This is a genomic window from Occallatibacter gabretensis, from assembly GCF_001449115.1.
Lineage (GTDB): Bacteria > Acidobacteriota > Terriglobia > Terriglobales > Acidobacteriaceae > Telmatobacter > Telmatobacter gabretensis.
The window spans coordinates 615,544-634,764 of the sequence record NZ_LAIJ01000012.1 but is presented as its reverse complement, the minus strand read 5'-3'; the positions used below and the strand labels follow the sequence as shown (position 1 = coordinate 634,764).

Genomic DNA, 19,221 nt, shown 5'->3' with positions numbered 1-19,221 from the left:
TGCAAGCTCGGCATCAAAGGTAAACGCCTCCAGGCCGGATGGGACAATGACTACCTCCTGCAGCTACTCGGCAATTAAAATGCGTCGGCCCTGCGAGCTGGCGACTCAGTTTGCAAATCGGCGAGGCGGATGTTGTTTGCAAAGCCGCCATAGGATTTCCCCAAACGTGCCAACCAGCGCATAGGTAGCCGCATTCACAAAGAGAACGAAATAAACACTCATCGCATAATGCCGAACCAATGCGATTGGCATGGTCAAATCGACCAGCGCCCATGGAACTCCAAACTGTGAGTGGGTTCTGTAGAAGACGAAGTAGACCGACCACAAGGCCACCACAAGCGCACCGGCCATCGCCCAGATTGCGATTCGGAGTTTCATAGCCCCTCCTCTTCCTTGCGCACTTATCATTGCACTGAATTGCTGCAATTGCGAATCCAACCCTGCCGGCTGCCATCTGTAAAGACGAGGATCTATCGCGCCCATGCCTGAACTCGATTACTTCATCGTTGATGTCTTCACCGATCGCGCCCTCGCTGGCAATCCGCTCGCCGTAGTGATGAACACGTCCACGCTCAGCACAGAGCAGATGCAGTCCATCGCCCGTGAGTTCAATCTCTCTGAGACCACCTTCGTCGAGCGCCGCGCCGCTGATATCGAAGCCGTAGAAGGCATCCGCACGCGCATCTTCACCACGGACGAGGAGCTGCCCTTCGCCGGTCATCCCACGCTCGGCACAGCCTCTGTTCTCAAAATTGCTGATCCCTCCCTCGCGCTCAAGAGCACCATTACGCTGGCCGAAAACGTAGGTCCCATTCCTGTTGTCTTCGATCCCGCAAAGCCTAGCAGTTCGAGCCAGGCCTTCTACGGAGAAATGACGCAGCGCGATCCAGAATTCGGTCCTGAGCTTGATCCAGCCCGTGTTGCCGAGTTGATCGGCCTCACCCTCGACGACCTCGACCCAGCTCACCCACCGCAGATCGTCTCCACCGGCAACGGTTTCGCCATCGTCCTGCTTCGCTCACTCGATGCACTCGCGCGCCTCAACGTCCGCCAGCAAGAGGCCACAGAATACCTGCGCCCACTCAACGGCAGGTGGTTCTACGTCCTGGCCTCAGAGCCAGTCCAAGAAGAGAACAGTGCGAAGCACTTCAGGGCAAGAATGCAGTTCTACGGCGGTGAAGATCCCGCCACCGGCTCCGCCGCGGGCTGCGCTATCAGCTATCTCGTTGCACATGGAATCGTTTCTTCCGGTGAGCGGATTCACGTCCGCCAAGGTGTCGAAATGGGACGCCCCAGTGACCTTTTTCTGCGCGCAAATCTTGACACGGACAAGGTTACAAATGTGCGCGTAGGGGGCAGCACTGTTCTTGTGGCAACGGGAAGACTTCTTCTGCCCTGATACACAAACTTTCAACAGGTTTTCATCAAGGTAAGTGGTTTCCTCTATTGCAACTATCCCGTTTCCCTCGATTTTTCTAAGTTTTCCACTGGCATTTTCGCCATATTTTCGCTGTTGCGCGGCTGCCCGGCTAGCCGTACTCTTGCCAAGCATTGAGGAAATTTAACCGGTTCGCTGAACCGGCTTTGTCCCAGACTTCAACGGCAATCTGACCCCGCGTGAAGGCTGTCCTCTTCGTGTTTCCGTATTGCCGCATAGATATCTGGGCGAGCTTTCCCTTCCGTCCATAACCTTCTGTGCGTCTATCGGAAGCGCGAGAGCCCGCCCCGATCCCTGGCTATTGCTCCTTACATTTCGGGTTGTCCACAGGCTGCCCTTTAGAGCGGTCCAGGTGCCCTTTTTGCCTTGTTTGATTCTGATCGATTTCTAAAGGAGTATTTCCCCCGACATGAGGCCCAAGAAAATTATTCTCGCCGTCAACAGCAATGAACAGGAACTGTCTGTGCTCACTTTTATGCTTTCCACCAACGGCTACCGTGTGTTGCCCGCCGTCAACGGCGATGAGGCCTCCGGCCTGATCTCAGAAAATGCTATCGATCTCGTGCTTGCCTATGATGGAGTGCCTCACTGGAACGGTGGCCAGATTATCGGCCGCCTGAAGGAAATTGCTTCCCATGTGCCGATGATCCTGCTCGGCGACCCGGCACGCACGGCCTCTCAGCCCCACGCCGCCGATGCCCTCCTGCCCAGGAAGAACTGCTCGCCCCTCGAACTGCTGGAGCGCGTCAAGAACATGAGCGCCCGCAAACGCGGCCCCCGCAAGGGCTCCACGCGCGTTACCCATCCTCAGCACGAGCTCGCCGTTGCCTCGTAATGATAGTGACTAAGGACGTAGAGACATAGGGACTAGGAAAAATAATGGCGGGTTCGTTCAAAGATCTTGCGGTCTGGCAGCGTTCGGTTGAGTTGGCTTTGGCCGTTTACAAACTCACATCCGCATTTCTCGAATCTGAACGCTTTGGCTTGGTGGCCCAACTCCGTCGAGCGGCTGTATCCGTCCCCAGCAATATTGCGGAAGGATATGGCCGCTCATCAAAAGGCGAATACATCCAGTTTCTGGGTCATGCACGAGGCTCCAACTCGGAAATTGAGACGCAGCTCGTAATTGCAAAGGCTTTAGGATTCGGATCAAAACAGGCATTGGATGCAGCAGATGGTTTCTGTAACGAGGTCGGACGTATGCTAGGTGGACTGATGCGATCAGTCCGCACAAAATCCTAGTCCCGAGTCTCTATTCTCTAGTCCCTGGCATTTATCCCTTGACGATCTCCCCCGTACCTCTTCATACTCCCGTACTGTGCTCGGCGGTAACCGATTATCTTCTTCAGCGCCGGGGGTGGACGTCATGGATCTCGTTTTACTGCGCATTCTATTTGTTGCCATACTCGCTCTTGTTTGTTATGTTCTCCGCCCGTTTGGCCTCTCCGGTCCCATAAGCGCCATTTGTGGCGGAGCGGCCGCAACCATGGTCATTATCTTTGAGCTGCGGGTCCGCGCCATGAGCCTCCGCCGCCTCATCGGAGCTGTAGCCGGCTCGCTTCTCGGAATCACCGGCGCGGCCATCTTCTGCATGGTGCTCCGCTCGGCTCCGCTCAGCGAGATCAACTCCGCCGTCCTGCAGATCTTCGTCCTGCTGCTCATGACTTATGTCGGCCTGCTCGTCGGCGCCAGCAAGGGCGATCTGCTCAACCCCTCCGCGCTCGGCACCATCTTTACCGGCGAACGCCCCCAGAAGCGCGCCGCCAAGATCCTCGATACCTCCGTCATCATCGATGGCCGCATCGCCGACATCGCTGAAGCCGGCTTCATCGACGGAGCGCTCGTCATTCCGGAGTTCGTTCTGCGCGAGCTGCAAATCGTCGCCGACTCCACCGACGGATCAAAACGGCAGCGCGGCCGCCGTGGTCTCGACATGCTTCAGCGCATGCAGTCCAACCCCGCCATCCAGGTCCAGATCGTCTCCGACGATTTTCCCTCGATCAAGGAAGTGGATCTGAAGCTCCTTGAACTGGCCAAGAAGCTTGAGGCCAAGGTCGTCACCAACGACTTCAACCTCAACAAGGTCGCGCAGCTTCACCACGTCGAAGTGCTCAACATAAACGACCTCGCCAACGCGCTCAAGCCCGTCGTGCTGCCCGGCGAGCGCATGATGGTGCTCATTCTCAAAGAAGGCAAGGAGTACAACCAGGGAGTCGGCTATCTTGACGACGGCACCATGGTCGTCGTCGATCATGCGCGCAAAATGATCGGCCGCTCTGTCGAAATCTCTGTCACCAGCGTGCTCCAGACAGCCAGCGGCAAGATGATCTTCGGCAAGGTGGACGAGAACGGCCGCACCGGCGATTCCCCGCGCCCCACGCCAGTCGAAATTGTGCGATAAGTATAGTTTTTTGTGCTATAGTTCTTATTGCCATGTCGCATGCGAATCTATAAAACCAGGTGGCTTGCACGGTTCGCACGTCAGCAGCACATTGCAGACGCCAGTTTGCGGGAGGCGATTGTCCGGGCCGAGCAAGGTCTGATCGATACTGATCTTGGTGGCGGTCTCATCAAGCAGCGAGTGGCGCGTTTGGGGCAGGGGCGCTCCGGCGGGTATCGCATGATCGTTGCCTATCGGATGAAAGACCGAGCGGTGTTTTTGTATGGCTTTGCCAAGAACGAGCGCGAAAACATCGATCGGCCTGAATTGGAGGCACTGCGAGAGATCGCAGCGATTTGGCTGAACGCAAACGCTGAGCGAATCGCGCTGGGCATTGCAGAGGATGAATTACAGGAGGTTCCGAATGACCGCGAAAAAACGTAGCCGCCTGAGCGAGGCGATTCTCGAAACTGCCGAGGGAATGCGCCGCATCGGTGTCATGGATGACGCCACCTATCGCAAGATCACCATTCGTGAACTGGGGCCGCAGGCGCTCGCCACGGCCCAGCCCATTAGTGGCGAAGAGATTCGCGCATTGCGCGAGCACGCGCACCTGAGCCAGGCGGCCTTCGCGCGTTATCTCAACCTTACGGTTGGCTACATATCGCAACTTGAGCGAGGCGCGAAACAGCCGAAGGGCCCCGCGCTTGCCTTGTTGAATGTGATCCGGCGCAAAGGTGTCGAAGTGATCCTGTAGCCGGACTCAATATCTCGCCACATACCCCTTAGTACTTCGGCACACTCGGATCAATCTCATTGCTCCAAGCCGTAATGCCGCCGGCCACATTCGCCACGCGCTCATAGCCTGCCTGCTTCAGGAGTTCCGCAATCTGCTGGCTCCTCCCGCCACTCTTGCAATGCACCACCACCTCGCGATTGCGATCAATCTCCGCCAGTCGGTTCGGCACATCGCCCTTCGGAATCAGCTTGCCGCCAATCTGCGCAATCTGCGCCTCATACGGCTCGCGCACGTCAATCAGCTGCACATCCTCGCCCGCATCCAGCCGAGCCTTCAGTTCCTTCACCGTAAGTTGCGGAATCCCATTCTTCACATTCGTCTCCTGTGCCGCAGGCGTTATCCCGCAGAACTGCTCATAATCGATTAACTTCGTCACCGTCGGATTCGGCCCGCACACCGGGCATTCCGGATTCTTCCGCAACTTCAACTCGCGGAAACGCATATTGAGCGCATCCACCAGCAAAAGCCGCCCAATCAGCGCATCACCCTTGCCCAATATCAGCTTGATCACTTCGGTAGCCTGGATCACGCCCACCAGTCCCGGCAAAATACCCAACACACCACCCTCGGCGCAACTCGGCACCAGCCCCGGCGGCGGTGGCTCAGGATACAGGCAGCGATAGCACGGCCCTTCTTTGGTCGCAAAAACACTCGCCTGTCCCTCAAAGCGAAAGATCGAGCCATACACATTCGGCTTGCCCGTCAACACGCAGGCATCATTCACCAGGTAGCGCGTCGGAAAATTATCCGTCCCATCCGCCACCACGTCATAGTCCTTCAAAATCTCCAGCGCGTTCGCGCTCGAAAGCATCGTCTCGTGCTTCACCACCTTCAGCGCCGGATTCAGCGCCGTCAGCTTCTCTTCCGCTGAGTCCAACTTCTTGCGCCCAATATCTTTCGTCGAGTGAATAATCTGCCGCTGCAAATTGCTCGCATCCACCACGTCGAAATCCACCAGCCCCAGCGTGCCAATCCCCGCCGCAGCCAGATACAGCGCCATCGGCGAGCCAAGCCCGCCCGTCCCCACGCACAGCACCTTCGCGGCCTTCAGCTTCTGCTGGCCCTCCATGCCCACCTCGGGCAATATCAGGTGCCGCGAGTAGCGCGCCATCTCATCCGTCGTCAGCTCCGGCAGTATTATGGATTCCGTCACAATTGTCGTCATACTTCAATTCTCCACTCAAACACTTACTGCATACTTCGCGAAGCCTTGACGAGATCAACAAGGCTATTCAACTCCTCAACCAGAACAGCACCCACACCCTCTGCATCTGCATTGCCGGTTACAGGAAGAGTCATAACCACCACGCTGCCGCCAGCCGGACGAGGCAACACCCGGATGTAAGCGCCGCCCTGTCTTCCCGGCGCAACCTCCCGAAGATAATCCACTGCCCGCGAAGGCGCAGAGGTCGCCATCTGCATCGTAAATTTGTTGCCGTTTTTCGTGATCTGCCAGCTATCGGAGCCGATCTTCTCAACTTCATCCGCAAAGGCTGGTGCCCACCGCGGAAGCAGCCTCGGCTCCGTCAGCACAGCAAAAATCGCATCCGGTTCAAGATCGTCTTCTATAGCCCTTGTCACAGTCCGGTCAGGCATAATCAACTCCCTGTAACTTGCAATCCCTATCGTTTCTCTTGAACTTCAATCGTCTGCAGTTCAAACCGCTTGTCTTCCTCACTCGTCCCCGCCAGTAAAAACGAATTCGTCACTGCAGCCTTGCCCTGCGCCACTTCCGTAATCACATAGCAACAGCCCAGCCAGTGCGCCTCCGCAAAATCCGTCTGCGACCACTGCGCCGGATGATCCGGATGCGAGTGATAAAACCCCGCAATGTCGAGGCCCTTGCCTCGTGCCTCGCGCTCAATCTTCACCAGCTCAATCGGAGCAATGTGGTAGCGGTTATGCGCCGAATCCGTGCGCGTATTCCCGGCCCTTACTGCCTCAACCACGCTCCACTCGCCATCCACGTTCCGCCCAAGAAGCGCCCCACAGCACTCATGTGGATACGTCTCTTCGCCATGCGCACGAATCGCCGCATACACCTCGCAAGGAAAAATCACCGCACTCACTCTTCCTCCCAAAAGCGCTCGCTCAGATACTTCTCCGCGGAATCCGGAAGCACCGTCACAATCACCGCTCTGCGTCCCGCCGCAGCCTCTTCCTGCGCCACGCGCAGACTCGCCACAATCGCTGCGGCGGCAGAGATGCCAACCAGCAGACCTTCCTCACGCGCCAGCCGCTTCGCCATCACGTATGCAGCCTCAGTCTCAATCTCGATGTTCCGATCTGCAAGCTTCGGATCGTAAATCGCCGGCACAATCGCCGAGGGCATATGCTTCATGCCTTCAAGCCCATGAAACGGCCCATCCGGCTGAAAGCTGATCGCCACAACTCCAGGATTCAACTCCTTCAGCCGACGCGTCGTGCCGGTGAACGTGCCAGAAGTCCCCATCCCGGCGATAAAGTGCGTCACCCGTCCCTCAGTCTGCCGCCAGATTTCCAGCCCCGTCGTCTCGTAGTGCGCCTTCCAGTTCGCGTTATTCGAGTATTGATCGCAATAGAAGTACTTCTCCGGGTCGCTAGCCGCCATCTCCTGCGCCCGCCGTATCGCGCCATCCGAGCCCTGGTCCGGTTCCGTCCACTCCACGCTCGCGCCATAGGCCTGCAAAATCCGCTTCCGCTCCGGCGAAACATTCCTCGGCATCACCAGCTTCACCGGAAAGTCCATCGCCGCGCCAAGCATCGCGTAGGCAATGCCGGTATTCCCGCTCGTCGCGTCCAGCAGTATCTTGCCCGGTCTCAGTAGCCCGCGCTCTATCGCATCGCGCACCATGCTCCACGCCGCGCGATCCTTCACACTCCCGCCCGGGTTGTTCCACTCGGCCTTGGCCAGCACCGCAATGCCATCCAGTCCCTTCGTCACCCGTTCCAGCCGAATCAGCGGCGTATTCCCAATCCGCTCCGTCAGCGTGACACCCAGTTTCAATTGCGGCTCCATTTGTGCTTCGTTCTGTGCAGTTCCAGTTGTCATCGCAAAATTTCACCGCGCGGAAGGTATGATGAATACAAGAAGCTTTTCGCTCCAAAATGCGCTCCACACAGGCGCCTCTTTTATCCTCTCAGACTCGATACAGACGGGAAGAACATATGGCCGGCAAAGGAAAAGCTCCCACTTTCGATCAGCTCGTCGATGCGCTTCGCGCTCAATCCTTTGATGTCGCTTCGTCCTCCGCAGCATCCAGCGCCGTCCAGGTCAGCAAGCACGGCGTCGCCGCCGTTCTTGCCCCCAGCGGAGCGGGCAAAGGGGAGGGAAGCGCCGCCAGCGTCGTCGTAACTCCCGGCATTCTCGTCAAAAACGAAATCGCCCGTCTCCTCGACCGTGGCTACCAGAAGTTCATCAAGACTTCCCAATACGAGCTGCCAGCCACCGCCGCACAACTCCAGGCCATCCACATCTTCACCGAGGAGCTGAACCTCGTCACCGGAACCATGGGCCTTTACAACGAAGCCCTCGGCACCACCAGCGACCTCTATCAATACGATCGCCTTCGTGGCCGCGAGGCTCCCGCACCCGCCGCCCGGCGTCCCTGGGAACTCGAAGGCTCGCACTGATTTTTCTCACAGGCCTGCCGATAAGTCCCTGTACAGGGGACTGCCTTGGATCAATATCCCGAAACAAGCCTCACTATGCGCCATGAGCAGCGCAAATACCTCCGCTTCCCGGTGGACGGCCAGGCCATGCTCTTCGCGGAAGAGCTTGAAAGCGCTATCTGCTGTCACATGATCGATCTCGGCCTTGAGGGCTGCCGTCTGCAGCGGGGAGATGACGAACCGCTACAGGTCGGAATGACGGTTGAAATCGCCTTCCGTCTCAACGGCACGCTATTCCGCTTTCCCGGCACAATCCAGTGGTCGGCAAAGAGCACCATTCTCGGCCTGTACTTCACCAAAATCAGCGAATCCCACAAGAACGAGCTGGCCGACCTGCTCGGCGCCATGCATGAAGAGATGGAAGCCCGCGAGAAAGAAGCGCGGGATGAAGCGCGGGATAAGGATAAGCAGGAACCTGAGCAGGAACAGGCAACGCAGGCCGAGCCAGCTGAGCCGCAACTGCAGGAGACGGCACAAGCCGGAACCCTGCATCTCGTTCCCAATCCGGTTCAGAATCAGGCCCCTGACGCCGCTCCACCAGACAAGTCGGGTCCTCCCCGCAGGCGCGAGCGCCGCGAGCACGACCGCCATGAGATTGACTCTCTAGCCCGCGTACTATTTCTCTCCATCCACGTCCGTGTCACAGGCAAAGTCCTCGACGTCAGTCTGGGCGGTTGCCGCCTTCGCGCTCAGCAGGAGATCCCGGTAGGAGCTTATCGTCGCGTCGAAGTAGAGTTCATGGTCGATGGCTTGCCTCTGCTTCTACCCGGCGTCACCACGTCATTGCATGACAAGTTCACCATTGGCATTCGCTTCGTCGAAATGACCGACCGCAAACGCAGTCAGCTCCAGACCGTCATCGACGAGATCAGCGAGAAAATCAAGAAATCCGAGAAAAATCAGAACAGCGCGCCGATCGAGAACAACGCGGAAGCTGCCCCCGAAGCCACTCCAGCGCAGGCTTAGCGCCGATTCGCCCGTTCGCGCTGCAGCTCCCGGTACAGCTCGCTCTTTGACTTCCCAAGTTCCCGTGCCAGCCGCTTCAGCGCGTCCTTCTCATCCATCCCTTCGCTGGCCTGCAGCGCAGCCACCTGCTCCGCAACCGTTCTCGATGGGTCCGCATTCAGCCGCTCCTCAGCAGGTGCCTCAATCAGCAGCGTAATCTCGCCTCGCACCCGGTCGCGCCCACCCAGCTCCGCCCGCACCTCTGCCGCCGTGCCGCGCAAAAACTCTTCATGCGCCTTGGTCAGCTCGCGCGCCACCACTACGCGATGCTCCGGCCCAAAAACAGCCTCCACATCGGCCAGCGTCTCCAGAATCCTGTGCGGAGCCTCGTAAAACACCAGCGTTCGCCTGCTCCCCGCCATCTCTGTGAATAGCGTCTCCAGCCGCGTCCGCCGCGCCCCAGCCTTCTCCGGCAAAAATCCCAGAAAGGTCCACTCCTCCGTCGGTAGCCCGCTGCCAACAAGCGCGCTCACCGCCGCATTCGCTCCTGGAATCGGCACCACCAACACACCCGCAGCAATCGCCGCCTGCACCAGCCGTGTTCCCGGATCGCTGATTCCCGGCATCCCCGCATCTGTCACCACGGCAATCCTCTGGCCCGCTCGAATGGCTTCGACGAAAGTTGCCGCACGTGCCGCCTCGTTGAACTCATGGCAGCTCTCTGTCGGCTTCTCAATCTGAAAATGATTCAGCAGCTTCTGCGTCTGCCGCGTGTCCTCGCATGCAATGCGGTCCGCTCCGCGCAGAACCTCCAGGGCCCGCAAAGTAATATCGCCCAGGTTGCCAATCGGCGTGGCCACCAGATACAACCCCGGCTTCAGCGCGTTCTCATTCATCTTGCTGTACTACTCGTTGCTCTCTTCGCGCTCATAGCGGCGTTGCTCCGCCAGCAGACTCATGGAACTCATCAGGTTCTGCACGCTCACAATCCCCACCACGCGCCCGCTCTCCGTCACCGGGATCAGCGATAGCCCACGCCCCGCCGTGATTCCCCGAATCGTCGTACCCAGCGTATCGTCTGGCCGCGCCACCTGAAACGCTCGCGACATCACCGACTGCACATAGCCGTTTCCATCGCTCCGCAGAGCGTCCACAATCCGCTGCCTTGAGATAACCCCCACCAGTTGCGGCCCGCGCACCACGGGAAAATCCTCCTGCAGCGAATGCACGCAGCGCGTCAGCGCGTCAGCCAGCGTGTCGGAAGGCGACAGCGTAGCAAAGTCCGTCAGCATCACCTCGCGCATCTGCACCGTGTCCACCACGCTCTGGAAAGAAACACCCTGCTCCTCAACCTGCGCGCCAATCATGATGAAGAATCCCGCAATAATCAGCCATGGGCTGTGCAGCAGCATTCCGCCAATCATCCCGCCCAGCGCCAGCAGTTGTCCCAATCCCGCCGCCGCCCGGCTCGCCTGCCCCGCGCCGTACTTTTGCGCAAAATTGGTTCGCAGCAGCCTTCCGCAGTCCAGCGGATACGCAGGCAACAAATGCAGCGCAGCTAATCCCACCATCATCCAGATCGCAGCTCGCAGCAGATGTCCCGCGGAAACCAGCGGAAATCCCAGGAGGTCGATATTGGGCGCCACGCCCAGAAACATCCCCATCAGCACAAGCGCCGTCAATGCGTTCGCCAGCGGTCCCGCCGCCGCCAGTGCATACTGACCGCCGCCGTTCGTCGCCAGCTCCTGGCTTTCCGGGTTCGCATAGGCAAAAAATCCGCCAATCGGCAGCAGCAGAATCGCCCTGAGCCGCAGCCCCATCCACGCCGCCACCAAAAGCCGCGCCGTCTCTCGCACCACTACCGCAATCGCCAGAATTGCAAACAGAACCAGCCCGCGCGTCTTGCCCCCCGGCACATTCTCGGATGCGCCAAGCCCCACGCACACCGCCGCCAACAGCAAAAAGAACGTGTGCACGCGCAGCTCCACGCCCATCCATCGGCCCAGCGGAATCGACCAGCCTCTCATGATGCCATTGTACGAGGCCCGCCCTGCTTTCCCGCTCACGTATTCTGTTCCTCATGCGCGTCATCGCCGGCCAATTCCGCTCCCGCACCCTCGACGCGCCAGCCGGCCTCGCGACACGCCCCACCAGCGACCGCCTCCGCGAAACCATCTTCAACGTTCTGACATCGCGAGTCGAAGCCCCACACATCGAGTCCGCTCGCTTCCTCGATCTCTACTCGGGCTCCGGAGCCGTCGGCATTGAAGCCCTCAGCCGCGGCGCCTCGCACGTTACATTCGTTGAAAAAGCCCGCCCGGCGCTCACCGCCCTCCGCGCCAATCTCGATCGCCTCGGCATCGCCAGCGGCTTCACCATTCACAACAGTGCAGTCACCGCATTCCTCCGCATCCCGCCTCCCGCGCCATTCGATATTGTCTTTCTCGACCCGCCCTACGATCTCGCCGCCGAGTACTCCACCGTTCTCAATCTCCTCGGCAGCTCCGCATCTTCATTTCTCGCGCCCCAGTCCCTCGTCATCGCCGAGCACCGTCGTAAAGACACTCTCGCTGATGCATACGGCGAGCTGACTCGCACACGCCTCCTCGAGCAGGGCGACGCCGCACTGAGTTTTTTTAGCAATTTGTGAAATTGAGTTCGGTAAAGGAACTGCTTTAGTTTTCCTAGTCCCTATGTCCCTGGTCTCTACGTTCCTGCACTACCGCCGATGATAAAACGGCAACACGATAAGTACTGCGCACCCCGCCGCAATCAGAAATCCCAGCGCAATCAGCCCATAAACCAGCACCAGATTCAGGCCAGTCTTTTCTGACCCCTGATCTCTGATCTCTGACCCCTGCTCATTCATATTTAAGCGACTCTACCGGATCCAGCTGCGCCGCCCGCGTCGCCGGCATCGTCCCAAAGACAATTCCCACCAGCGTTGCCGCGCCCAGCGCAATCACCACGCTCCACGGGCTTACCGGCAGTTGGAAATCCGTCAAAATTCGCACAGAAACCGGCAGCGAAAGTCCGACAAAACAGCCCACAATCCCGCCGGCGAGCGAAATAATCGTCGCCTCGGCCAGAAACTGCAGTCGTATCTCCCGGCTCGTCGCGCCCAGGGCCTTTCGTATCCCAATCTCGCGGATGCGCGCCCGCACCGTGGCCAGCATGATGTTCATAATCCCCACGCCGCCCACCGCCAGCGTCACTGCGGACACCAGCACCAGCACCGCGGTCAGAATGTTCGAGATCGTATCCGCCATCTTCAGCACTTCGCGCAGGTCCTGCGTCTTGTACACCGAGTTCGGCCTGTGGTGCGCGCTCACAATCCGCGTAATCTCACGCGTAGCGTCCTGAACTTCCGCCATCGATCGCATCGAGAAATAAATCTGCTTCACATTCTCCGTGCCCGTAAAGTACCGTGCCACGGAGTAGGGAATCAGAATCGTCTCATCGGCAATCTCCGATTGCCCAAAGTCGGTCACACTCTCCTTGAACACGCCGATAATCGTGAACGGAATTCCGCTGATCGAAAACTCGCGCCCCACCGCTGCATCCACGCTCCCGTAGCGCAGCTTGGCAAAGGTCTCCGTCACCACCGCGCACTTCATGTGCTGCGCGTCGTCCATATTGTCCAGAAAGCGACCATACGGCACCAGCAGATTGCGAATGAACTGGTAATCCGGACTCACTCCAAGCACCAGCGTGTCCTTCACCACTCCACCGCCAAAGCTGATCCGGTCATGCATCTCCAGAATCGGCGACGAATACATCACTCCCGGCACCTGCGCCACCACCCGCTTCTCGTCGTCGCGCGTCAGGTAGTCGTTATAGACGGCATTTTCTGAACCCGCTGCGCCGCCTCCGGCATACTCCAGCTCTACCTCGTTCGTTCCGATCTTCTGAATCTCATTCAGGATGAACTCCTTGCCTGTCATCCCGATAGTGACCACCAAGATCACGGACGCGGTCCCGATCACCATGCCCAGCGCCGTCAGCGCAAGCCTCAATTTGCTCGCCCGAAAGCTATCCAGCGCAATCTTGAGAATCTCGCTCCAGACCATCGTCCGCCGCGCGCTCAGCAGCGTCTGCTGAAAACGACGATTGATTGCCGGCTGCGCTATCTGCTTTGCAGTCTGCTCCGTATCCGTACTCTCGCTGATTTCGCTGACTGGTCCCATAGCGTTTTCTATTCGATGCGCCGCCGCACCATCCGGTAGCTGAAAAAGACTTTGGATTCCGGAAAGGGGTAGCTTACTCGCCCCTCGTCCTTACCTCCCATCATACTTTTCCAGCCACTTCAGCTCCTCGCGCACCTTAATGTACCCATGCCACGGATTCTTCTCCAGCCCATGTCCCTCGCCCGGAAACACAAGAAAACTATGCGGAATCCCCAATGATTCCAGCGCTCGCTCCAGCGTTACGCCTTCGAGATAGCTCACCCTCACGTCAGCCCCGCCCTGCACCACATGCGTCGGCGTCTTCACCTTGTCAAACCGGAACAGCGCCGCCTCGCTCTGGTAAATCTCAGGCTTCTCCCAGGGCCGCCCGCCCAGAAACCACGCATCATCAAAGGTCAGATCGTCATTGCCCCAGTTCGCCGCGTGCTCCACCGCGCCCGCACCCGTCACCGCCGCCTTGAATCGAGTCGTCTGCGTAATCAGCCAGTTCGTCATATATCCGCCGTAGCTGTAGCCGCCAATCGCCAGCCGGTCCGGGTCCGCAATCCCATCCTTCACCAGCGCATCCACGCCCGCCAGAATGTCCCTCCCCGGCCCGGAAACCACATGCGGCACAATCGACAGCATGAATTCATCCCCGTATCCCGTCGATCCCCGGTAATTCGGCCGAAACACCAACCACCCATTCGCCGCCGCCAGTCCCGCCCAGTCATACCAGTCGGCCTCAAAGCGATTCCCATCTGCATCCTCGGGGCCGCCATGAACCAGCGTCAGCATCCGCAGATGTTTCGCACCCTTCTTGCCCGGCGGATAAATCAAAACCCCCTCCACCGTCTTCCCGTCGTCACTCTTCCACTGATATGTCTGCCACTCCGGCTTCGCCCGCTCGCCAAACACCGGGTTAATCGCCGTCAGCGCCTTCACCTTATCGGGATTCAGCGCATCCGCCACCATGTACGCCTGCATCGGCTCGTTGATCGTGGAATGCGTCACCAGAATTGCGTTCCCGCTTTTCGCTGCGCTGATTTCCCCATATGTCCCGGTCAGTCCCGGCAGCTTAACCGCCTTCGCTCCGTCAATCCGGTACGCCTGCTGCTCGGTGCCCTTCAGACCCAGCGCCAGCTCAGTCCCATCCGCCAGCAGCGCAAAGTGTTCAAAGGAACCCTCAAACTCCGCGCCCAGCCGCGTCACCGCCCCTGTCGCAACTTCCAGCCGGTACAGCCGCCCCTGCACATCGCGATACTCGCCCTCCACCGTGCCCGCACCTGCGCCAACCATAAAATAAAGTGCTTTTCCGTCCGCGCTCCAGAGCAGCTTCTCCTCAAGCCCATTGTTGTGCGTCAGTTGCTTCGCCCCGCCCTTCCCATCCGCCAGAAACACCTCAAAATCCGCCGGCTTCTCAACCCTGTGGTGCGGCGCCCCGGTCACAAACGCCACCGCCTTGCCATCCGGCCCCGGCGCAATCTCGCCAATCTCAAGCTCACTCTTCGCCACCACCTCCGCACCCTTCGGCAACTCAGCCGCGGCCTCACTCTCTTTCTTCTCGCCTTTCTTTTTATCTTTTTTGCTTTCGGGTGCAGGATTCTCCACCGCCTTTGCCAGCGCCGGGCCCACCGCCTGCTTCACCAGCACATCGCCCCGGTGCTGCTCCCGCCACCGGATCACATCCTTCCACTCCGCCTTGTGCGCCTCTTTCTCTTCGCTCGTCTGCGGAGCTGTCACGGAAAAATAAATCGCGCTCCCGTCCGTGCTCCACGCAAAGGCATGCGCATCCAAATTTTCCGTGTACAGCGGCAACGCCTCGCCGCCGCTCACCGCAATCACCCAAACGCGGCTAGCCTTCACATCCTCCTCGCCCGAACCGCTGGCGGACCCATCCGCATCCGCGCTCTCACCCGGCAACTCGCGGTCGCTCAAAAATGCAATCCACTTCCCATCCGGGCTCCATTGCGGATTCTCCTCGCTGCCCGAGTGCGTCAACGGCTTCAACCCCGCGGCAGCAGTCCACAGCCACAGGTCGCTTCGAAAGAGATTGTTCTTCCAGTCCGGAGCCTCGGTCCCAATCACCGCCGCGCTGCCATCCGGCGAAATCCTCGCCGCCGTAATCGCAGTCGTATTCATAAATTCGTCGAGAGTAATCGGAGGCTTAGCAGACTGAGCCGCAGAGGGAACTAGACACGCGCCGCAAATCACTCCCACGGCAACCAGAAGAGAGCAGGCAGATTGAAAACGCATAGCAGCACTATACCGCTCGTCTCGAACTAACGCCGCTCGTCGTTCGAGAAAGACCGCTTGTTCTCCCGCCACTGTTTGTCATCCTGAGCGAAGTTTCCCGCTCAGCGGGAAACGAGTCGAAGGATCTGCGGTTGCTTTTGTTCTTGCTCTTCGTTCGTGAACTCTATGAGGAGGGGACAATAATTCAAGCCGACGGCTCATCATCCAGCGCAGCAGAATCAGCGTCCTTTTTCATATATCGAAGGCCAAGAAAGCCCAAAGCGCCCAATGCGGCTCCAATCGGAATCGCCAACCATTTCCCCGCTGGCCGAGCATCCAGCGAGTCATGAAAGCCCGCGTCTCTGCCAGACAGGATCTCAATATCAATAGCCTCGTTTTTCAACGCTCGTTCAGTGTCTCCGAGATACATAATCCGAAAAGTGCGTCCATTAAAAACGGCCGGATTCGCCCACCCCGGAAGAATAATCGGTGTTTCAATCTGGATAGGTTCGCCACCTTCAGGCACAAAACGAAAGCCGAAATGAGAATCTCTTCCTTGCCGTATCTCAACGCAGTCGTAAGCCTTGCCAACCGCCGTGATTCGCCTTGCGAACGACGGTGCCGTTGAGTGGGATAAGCCATATATGCAAATGACGGCTCCCAGAATCAGACAAAGCCACCAGGCAAGCGGTGGAATCCAGGCTCTGCGCTTGGCCCCAAGCGGAAAGAAGACCGCCATCCCCACGATGAGCCCTGGCAGGCACGACAGAATAAAATATCCGCGATCCATCCAGCCGCTCTCACCCCCATAATTTGGGTTTGGCCCATGATAGCTTACAAAAATCCCCGCCCATTCACCTCGCCAGGCACGAATCCCACATCACAGCCACAGGATCTTCCACTAAGATCAGCCCAAACTGCGGATGCACCGCATTCAAAACGAGGTTTCAGGCTCACATGGAAGATCGTTCCGAACCCGGCTCACGGACAACTTAACGACTCATCATCCGCCAGCAGAATCTGCCCTCCGGACTCTTCGGTTTTCTGCAGGACCTTATTCCCATCCGCCAGACGAACCCCATCCACTGAGCGCAATGTGTACCTGCCTTCACGGCCAAGATGTGTAAACACGTTGTACTCCACCGTGACATAAGGTTTCTTCTCGCGCTCCAGGCGATCGCGCAGGCCCGGTAGTTGGAAGGCCGTGTAGCAATAGCTCTCTCCCACCTTCCGGTAAAGCACCGTCGGAGCATGGTCGCTCTCGGATTCAGGGCCCACTTCGCCCCACGGCGCTCTGCCATCGAACGCGACGCCCATCTCGTATCTGCGGACTGAGACGCGGTTCCAGTTGCACCCGATCACGGACACAACAATCAGGGACAGCAGCACGATGGTCGCGCACAGTAAGAGGCTCACAGGGAGCCTTACTCTTTCTTTCGCCATGTTTTTGATCGTGAGATCTTGAACAAAGAATAACGACTCTGGCGAAGCAAGTGAAGAGTGTTTTCAATATTGAATGTAAAAAATCTGTCAGAACCTCAGCAGCAAATCTCTCTCTCGTTGGGTCCACGCCAGGGAGGATGAATAAGAAGGGCGAGCAGTGGCATTCAAAAAACACTGAAAGAATCGCAACTTCCCATGAGCAAATTCGGCCGATGTGTTTTTGCTTTTTCTCAGTCCCTCAGTCCCTCAGTCCCTCAGTCCCTCAGCCCCTCAGTCCCAATATTTTCTCCTCTTGACATATTCCTTAATAGGAATATATTAAATCCATGCCGCGAACCGCTCACCCTTCGGACGTCTTCACCGCCATCGCCGAGCCGCGGCGGCGCGAGGTCATCGCCGTGCTCTCAAGCGGCCGTGAGTATCCCGTCAACGAAATTGTTCTTCGCATGAAGATGGCCCAGCCTGCCGTCTCCAAGCACCTCGGAGCGCTGCGTAAGGCGGGCGTGGTGACCGTGATCAAGCGCGGGCAGCACCGCATGTACCGCCTCAACGCGGAAGGCCTCAAGCCGGTCCACGACTGGGTCAAGGTCTTTGAGCGCTACTGGACGCATCAAGTGGACGAGATCAAGCAGCGCGCCGAACGCAAGGCCCTCGAACGGCTGATTCGCCTGGACGATAGTCCAAACCCCAAAAAGGAGAAGTAAATGCCAGCCACCGTAAAAGAAGGCGTATTGCAGGCCTTCGAGATCCTCAAAGAAGAAGAAATCGCCGCCCCCATCGACATCGTCTTCGAGACCATTCTCGAGCAGATGGGACCGCTCAACTCCACTCCCGAAAAGCCCATGCCCATGGTGCTTGAAGCGTGGCCCGGCGGGCGCTGGTATCGCGATCTCGGCAATAACACCGGACACTACTGGGGCGCGGTGCAATCCATCAAGGCTCCTGTGCTGCTTGAAATCTCAGGGCCGCTCTTCATGTCCACGCCAGCCATCTCGAACCTCCAATATCGCCTCACAGAAGAGAACGGCGTCACGCGCATGCGTTTCCTGCACCGCGCCATGGGCTGGATTGGCGAGAATGACCGCGGCGTGGACTCAGGCTGGAGCCAGTTGATCGGGCGGATCTGCTCAGCAGCCGCCGAACGCGCCAGAGCAATTTAGAAATTGGGAGGTAGCTATGTGTCCCTTCTGCATATCCACCGCGGCATGGATCGCCGCCGGCATCGTCTCGACAGGCAGCGTCTCCGCGCTCGCCGCCGTCAAAATCTGGAACAAAAAAACACGCGAACCCGAACAACAACAAGCCCAGGGAGGAAGTCATGACAACCAATGAGCAAATCGCAGCAATCAAAAAACCTCCGGTAGTCTCAGCGGAGGAATGGCATAACGCCTGGCAACAGATGCTAATCAAAGAAAAGGAGCACACCCGCGCCCGCGATGCACTCGCCGCCGCACGCCGCCGTATGCCGTGGCTCGCAGTCGAGAAGCAGTACGTCTTCGAAGGCCCGCAGGGCAACGTCTCGCTGCTCGATCTCTTCGAGGGCCGTCGCCAGCTCGTGCTCTATCGTGCCTTCTACGATTCCAACGTCCACGGCTGGCCCGACCATGCCTGCGTCGGCTGCTCGCTCGGCGCAGATCAGGTCTCGCACCTCTCGCACCTGCACGCGCGCGACACCACGCTGGCCTACGCCTCCCGCGGGTCGCAGGAAAACATCACCCGCCTCAAGCAGCGCATGAGCTGGGAGAAGATTCCCTGGTACACCATCACCGACAGCTTCGACAAAGACTTCGGCGTCGACGAGTGGCACGGGCACAACGTCTTCTTCCGCGATGAGAACGACAAGATCTTCCGCACGTACTACATCAACAATCGCGGCGATGAAGCCATGGGCACCGTGTGGAATTACCTCGACGTCACGCCGCTCGGTCGTCAGGAAGATTGGGAAGACTCGCCCGAGGGCTATCCCAAGACACCGCGCTACAAGTGGTGGCACTGGCATGACGCCTACGGCATCGAGGACGCCAAACAGGCCGATGTAATCGACAAAGCGATGGTGACACTGAACCTCTAACCTCGCCCCACCAAAATCAGCAGGAAATGTGAATCCTGCGTAACATCCCGCCTCTTGTTTCCACAACCAAATCCAAATCACCGATACTATTCA

General features: G+C 58.5%; 25 protein-coding genes. 13 read left to right on the top strand and 12 right to left on the bottom strand.

From position 1 onward, the window contains the following. Positions 1-105: 105 nt before the first annotated feature. A complete protein-coding gene (locus tag VO84_RS21915; protein WP_058189894.1) occupies positions 106-378 on the bottom strand; it encodes a hypothetical protein in 273 nt (90 codons plus the stop codon). 103 nt (positions 379-481) lie between these two features. Between VO84_RS21915 and VO84_RS21910 the strand changes: the two genes are divergently transcribed. The 6 genes from VO84_RS21910 (at position 482) to VO84_RS21885 (ending at position 4,575) form a co-directional block, all read left to right on the top strand. Continuing rightward, complete coding sequence (locus VO84_RS21910) at positions 482-1,399, top strand: PhzF family phenazine biosynthesis protein (protein WP_058189893.1); 918 nt, start codon at positions 482-484, stop codon at positions 1,397-1,399. A 448-nt stretch (positions 1,400-1,847) separates the two neighbouring features. Further along, a complete protein-coding gene (locus VO84_RS21905; RefSeq protein ID WP_058189892.1) occupies positions 1,848-2,273 on the top strand; it encodes a response regulator transcription factor in 426 nt (141 codons plus the stop codon). Between the two features lie 44 nt (positions 2,274-2,317). Beyond that, positions 2,318-2,680 carry a four helix bundle protein gene (locus VO84_RS21900; protein WP_058189891.1) on the top strand — a complete coding sequence of 121 codons (363 nt, stop codon included), beginning with the start codon at positions 2,318-2,320 and terminating at the stop codon, positions 2,678-2,680. A 124-nt stretch (positions 2,681-2,804) separates the two neighbouring features. Further along, complete coding sequence (locus VO84_RS21895) at positions 2,805-3,839, top strand: PIN/TRAM domain-containing protein (protein WP_082662286.1); 1,035 nt, start codon at positions 2,805-2,807, stop codon at positions 3,837-3,839. Between the two features lie 39 nt (positions 3,840-3,878). After that, positions 3,879-4,262: a type II toxin-antitoxin system RelE/ParE family toxin gene (locus tag VO84_RS21890; RefSeq protein WP_058189889.1), complete on the top strand. Its 384-nt coding sequence runs from the start codon at positions 3,879-3,881 to the stop codon at positions 4,260-4,262. After that, positions 4,243-4,575: a helix-turn-helix domain-containing protein gene (locus VO84_RS21885; protein ID WP_058189888.1), complete on the top strand. Its 333-nt coding sequence runs from the start codon at positions 4,243-4,245 to the stop codon at positions 4,573-4,575. Before VO84_RS21890 ends, VO84_RS21885 begins: the two co-directional genes overlap by 20 nt. A gap of 28 nt (positions 4,576-4,603) precedes the next feature. On the opposite strand, the gene moeB is transcribed toward VO84_RS21885, so the two are convergent. Genes moeB through VO84_RS21865 form a run of 4 tightly spaced genes read right to left on the bottom strand, consistent with a single transcriptional unit; the run spans position 4,604 to position 7,648 of the window. Next, complete coding sequence (gene moeB / locus VO84_RS21880; RefSeq protein ID WP_058189887.1) at positions 4,604-5,782, bottom strand: molybdopterin-synthase adenylyltransferase MoeB; 1,179 nt, start codon at positions 5,780-5,782, stop codon at positions 4,604-4,606. Positions 5,783-5,805: 23 nt separating this feature from the next. Then, complete coding sequence (locus tag VO84_RS21875) at positions 5,806-6,213, bottom strand: SRPBCC family protein (RefSeq protein ID WP_058189886.1); 408 nt, start codon at positions 6,211-6,213, stop codon at positions 5,806-5,808. Positions 6,214-6,239: 26 nt separating this feature from the next. Next, positions 6,240-6,686 carry a Mov34/MPN/PAD-1 family protein gene (locus VO84_RS21870; protein ID WP_231738146.1) on the bottom strand — a complete coding sequence of 149 codons (447 nt, stop codon included), beginning with the start codon at positions 6,684-6,686 and terminating at the stop codon, positions 6,240-6,242. Next, entirely contained in the window at positions 6,683-7,648 is a 966-nt protein-coding gene (locus VO84_RS21865; protein ID WP_231738144.1) for a PLP-dependent cysteine synthase family protein, read from the bottom strand. The genes VO84_RS21870 and VO84_RS21865 overlap by 4 nt, the downstream gene beginning before the upstream one ends. 116 nt (positions 7,649-7,764) lie before the next feature. Here VO84_RS21865 and VO84_RS21860 point away from each other — a divergent pair, with 116 nt between their 5' ends. Next, positions 7,765-8,229: a hypothetical protein gene (locus tag VO84_RS21860; protein WP_058189885.1), complete on the top strand. Its 465-nt coding sequence runs from the start codon at positions 7,765-7,767 to the stop codon at positions 8,227-8,229. 45 nt (positions 8,230-8,274) lie between these two features. After that, entirely contained in the window at positions 8,275-9,234 is a 960-nt protein-coding gene (locus VO84_RS21855) for a PilZ domain-containing protein (RefSeq protein WP_157440052.1), read from the top strand. On the opposite strand, the gene rsmI is transcribed toward VO84_RS21855, so the two are convergent. Together rsmI and VO84_RS21845 are read right to left on the bottom strand one after the other, a co-directional pair. Beyond that, positions 9,231-10,109, bottom strand: a complete 879-nt coding sequence (gene rsmI, locus VO84_RS21850; protein WP_058189883.1) for a 16S rRNA (cytidine(1402)-2'-O)-methyltransferase — start codon at positions 10,107-10,109, stop codon at positions 9,231-9,233. The genes VO84_RS21855 and rsmI overlap by 4 nt on opposite strands. A gap of 9 nt (positions 10,110-10,118) precedes the next feature. Then, entirely contained in the window at positions 10,119-11,240 is a 1,122-nt protein-coding gene (locus tag VO84_RS21845) for a CBS domain-containing protein (RefSeq protein WP_058189882.1), read from the bottom strand. Positions 11,241-11,293: 53 nt separating this feature from the next. On the opposite strand from VO84_RS21845, the gene rsmD reads away from it, so the two are divergent. Beyond that, on the top strand, positions 11,294-11,863 hold the full coding sequence (gene rsmD, locus VO84_RS21840; protein WP_058189881.1) for a 16S rRNA (guanine(966)-N(2))-methyltransferase RsmD: 570 nt from the start codon (positions 11,294-11,296) through the stop codon (positions 11,861-11,863). A gap of 69 nt (positions 11,864-11,932) precedes the next feature. On the opposite strand, the gene VO84_RS22965 is transcribed toward rsmD, so the two are convergent. The 5 genes from VO84_RS22965 to VO84_RS21820 form a co-directional block, all read right to left on the bottom strand. Next, positions 11,933-12,082 carry a hypothetical protein gene (locus tag VO84_RS22965; RefSeq protein WP_197414158.1) on the bottom strand — a complete coding sequence of 50 codons (150 nt, stop codon included), beginning with the start codon at positions 12,080-12,082 and terminating at the stop codon, positions 11,933-11,935. Beyond that, positions 12,075-13,400, bottom strand: a complete 1,326-nt coding sequence (locus tag VO84_RS21835) for an ABC transporter permease (protein WP_082662271.1) — start codon at positions 13,398-13,400, stop codon at positions 12,075-12,077. The genes VO84_RS22965 and VO84_RS21835 overlap by 8 nt, the downstream gene beginning before the upstream one ends. A 90-nt stretch (positions 13,401-13,490) precedes the next feature. After that, positions 13,491-15,521 carry an alpha/beta hydrolase family protein gene (locus tag VO84_RS21830; protein WP_058189880.1) on the bottom strand — a complete coding sequence of 677 codons (2,031 nt, stop codon included), beginning with the start codon at positions 15,519-15,521 and terminating at the stop codon, positions 13,491-13,493. 298 nt (positions 15,522-15,819) lie between these two features. Continuing rightward, the gene (locus VO84_RS21825; protein WP_058189879.1) at positions 15,820-16,404 is read right to left on the bottom strand and encodes a hypothetical protein; all 585 of its coding nucleotides are present in this window, start codon (positions 16,402-16,404) and stop codon (positions 15,820-15,822) included. A gap of 191 nt (positions 16,405-16,595) precedes the next feature. Further along, on the bottom strand, positions 16,596-17,030 hold the full coding sequence (locus tag VO84_RS21820) for a hypothetical protein (protein WP_157440051.1): 435 nt from the start codon (positions 17,028-17,030) through the stop codon (positions 16,596-16,598). A gap of 353 nt (positions 17,031-17,383) precedes the next feature. On the opposite strand from VO84_RS21820, the gene VO84_RS21815 reads away from it, so the two are divergent. Genes VO84_RS21815 through VO84_RS21805 form a run of 4 tightly spaced genes read left to right on the top strand, consistent with a single transcriptional unit; the run spans position 17,384 to position 19,128 of the window. Beyond that, the gene (locus VO84_RS21815; RefSeq protein ID WP_058189877.1) at positions 17,384-17,761 is read left to right on the top strand and encodes an ArsR/SmtB family transcription factor; all 378 of its coding nucleotides are present in this window, start codon (positions 17,384-17,386) and stop codon (positions 17,759-17,761) included. Continuing rightward, a complete protein-coding gene (locus tag VO84_RS21810) occupies positions 17,762-18,217 on the top strand; it encodes an SRPBCC family protein (RefSeq protein WP_058189876.1) in 456 nt (151 codons plus the stop codon). It abuts the gene before it with no gap. 16 nt (positions 18,218-18,233) lie between these two features. Then, positions 18,234-18,389: a hypothetical protein gene (locus tag VO84_RS22690; RefSeq protein WP_157440050.1), complete on the top strand. Its 156-nt coding sequence runs from the start codon at positions 18,234-18,236 to the stop codon at positions 18,387-18,389. After that, complete coding sequence (locus VO84_RS21805) at positions 18,376-19,128, top strand: DUF899 family protein (protein WP_058189875.1); 753 nt, start codon at positions 18,376-18,378, stop codon at positions 19,126-19,128. The genes VO84_RS22690 and VO84_RS21805 overlap by 14 nt, the downstream gene beginning before the upstream one ends. Positions 19,129-19,221: the final 93 nt, after the last annotated feature.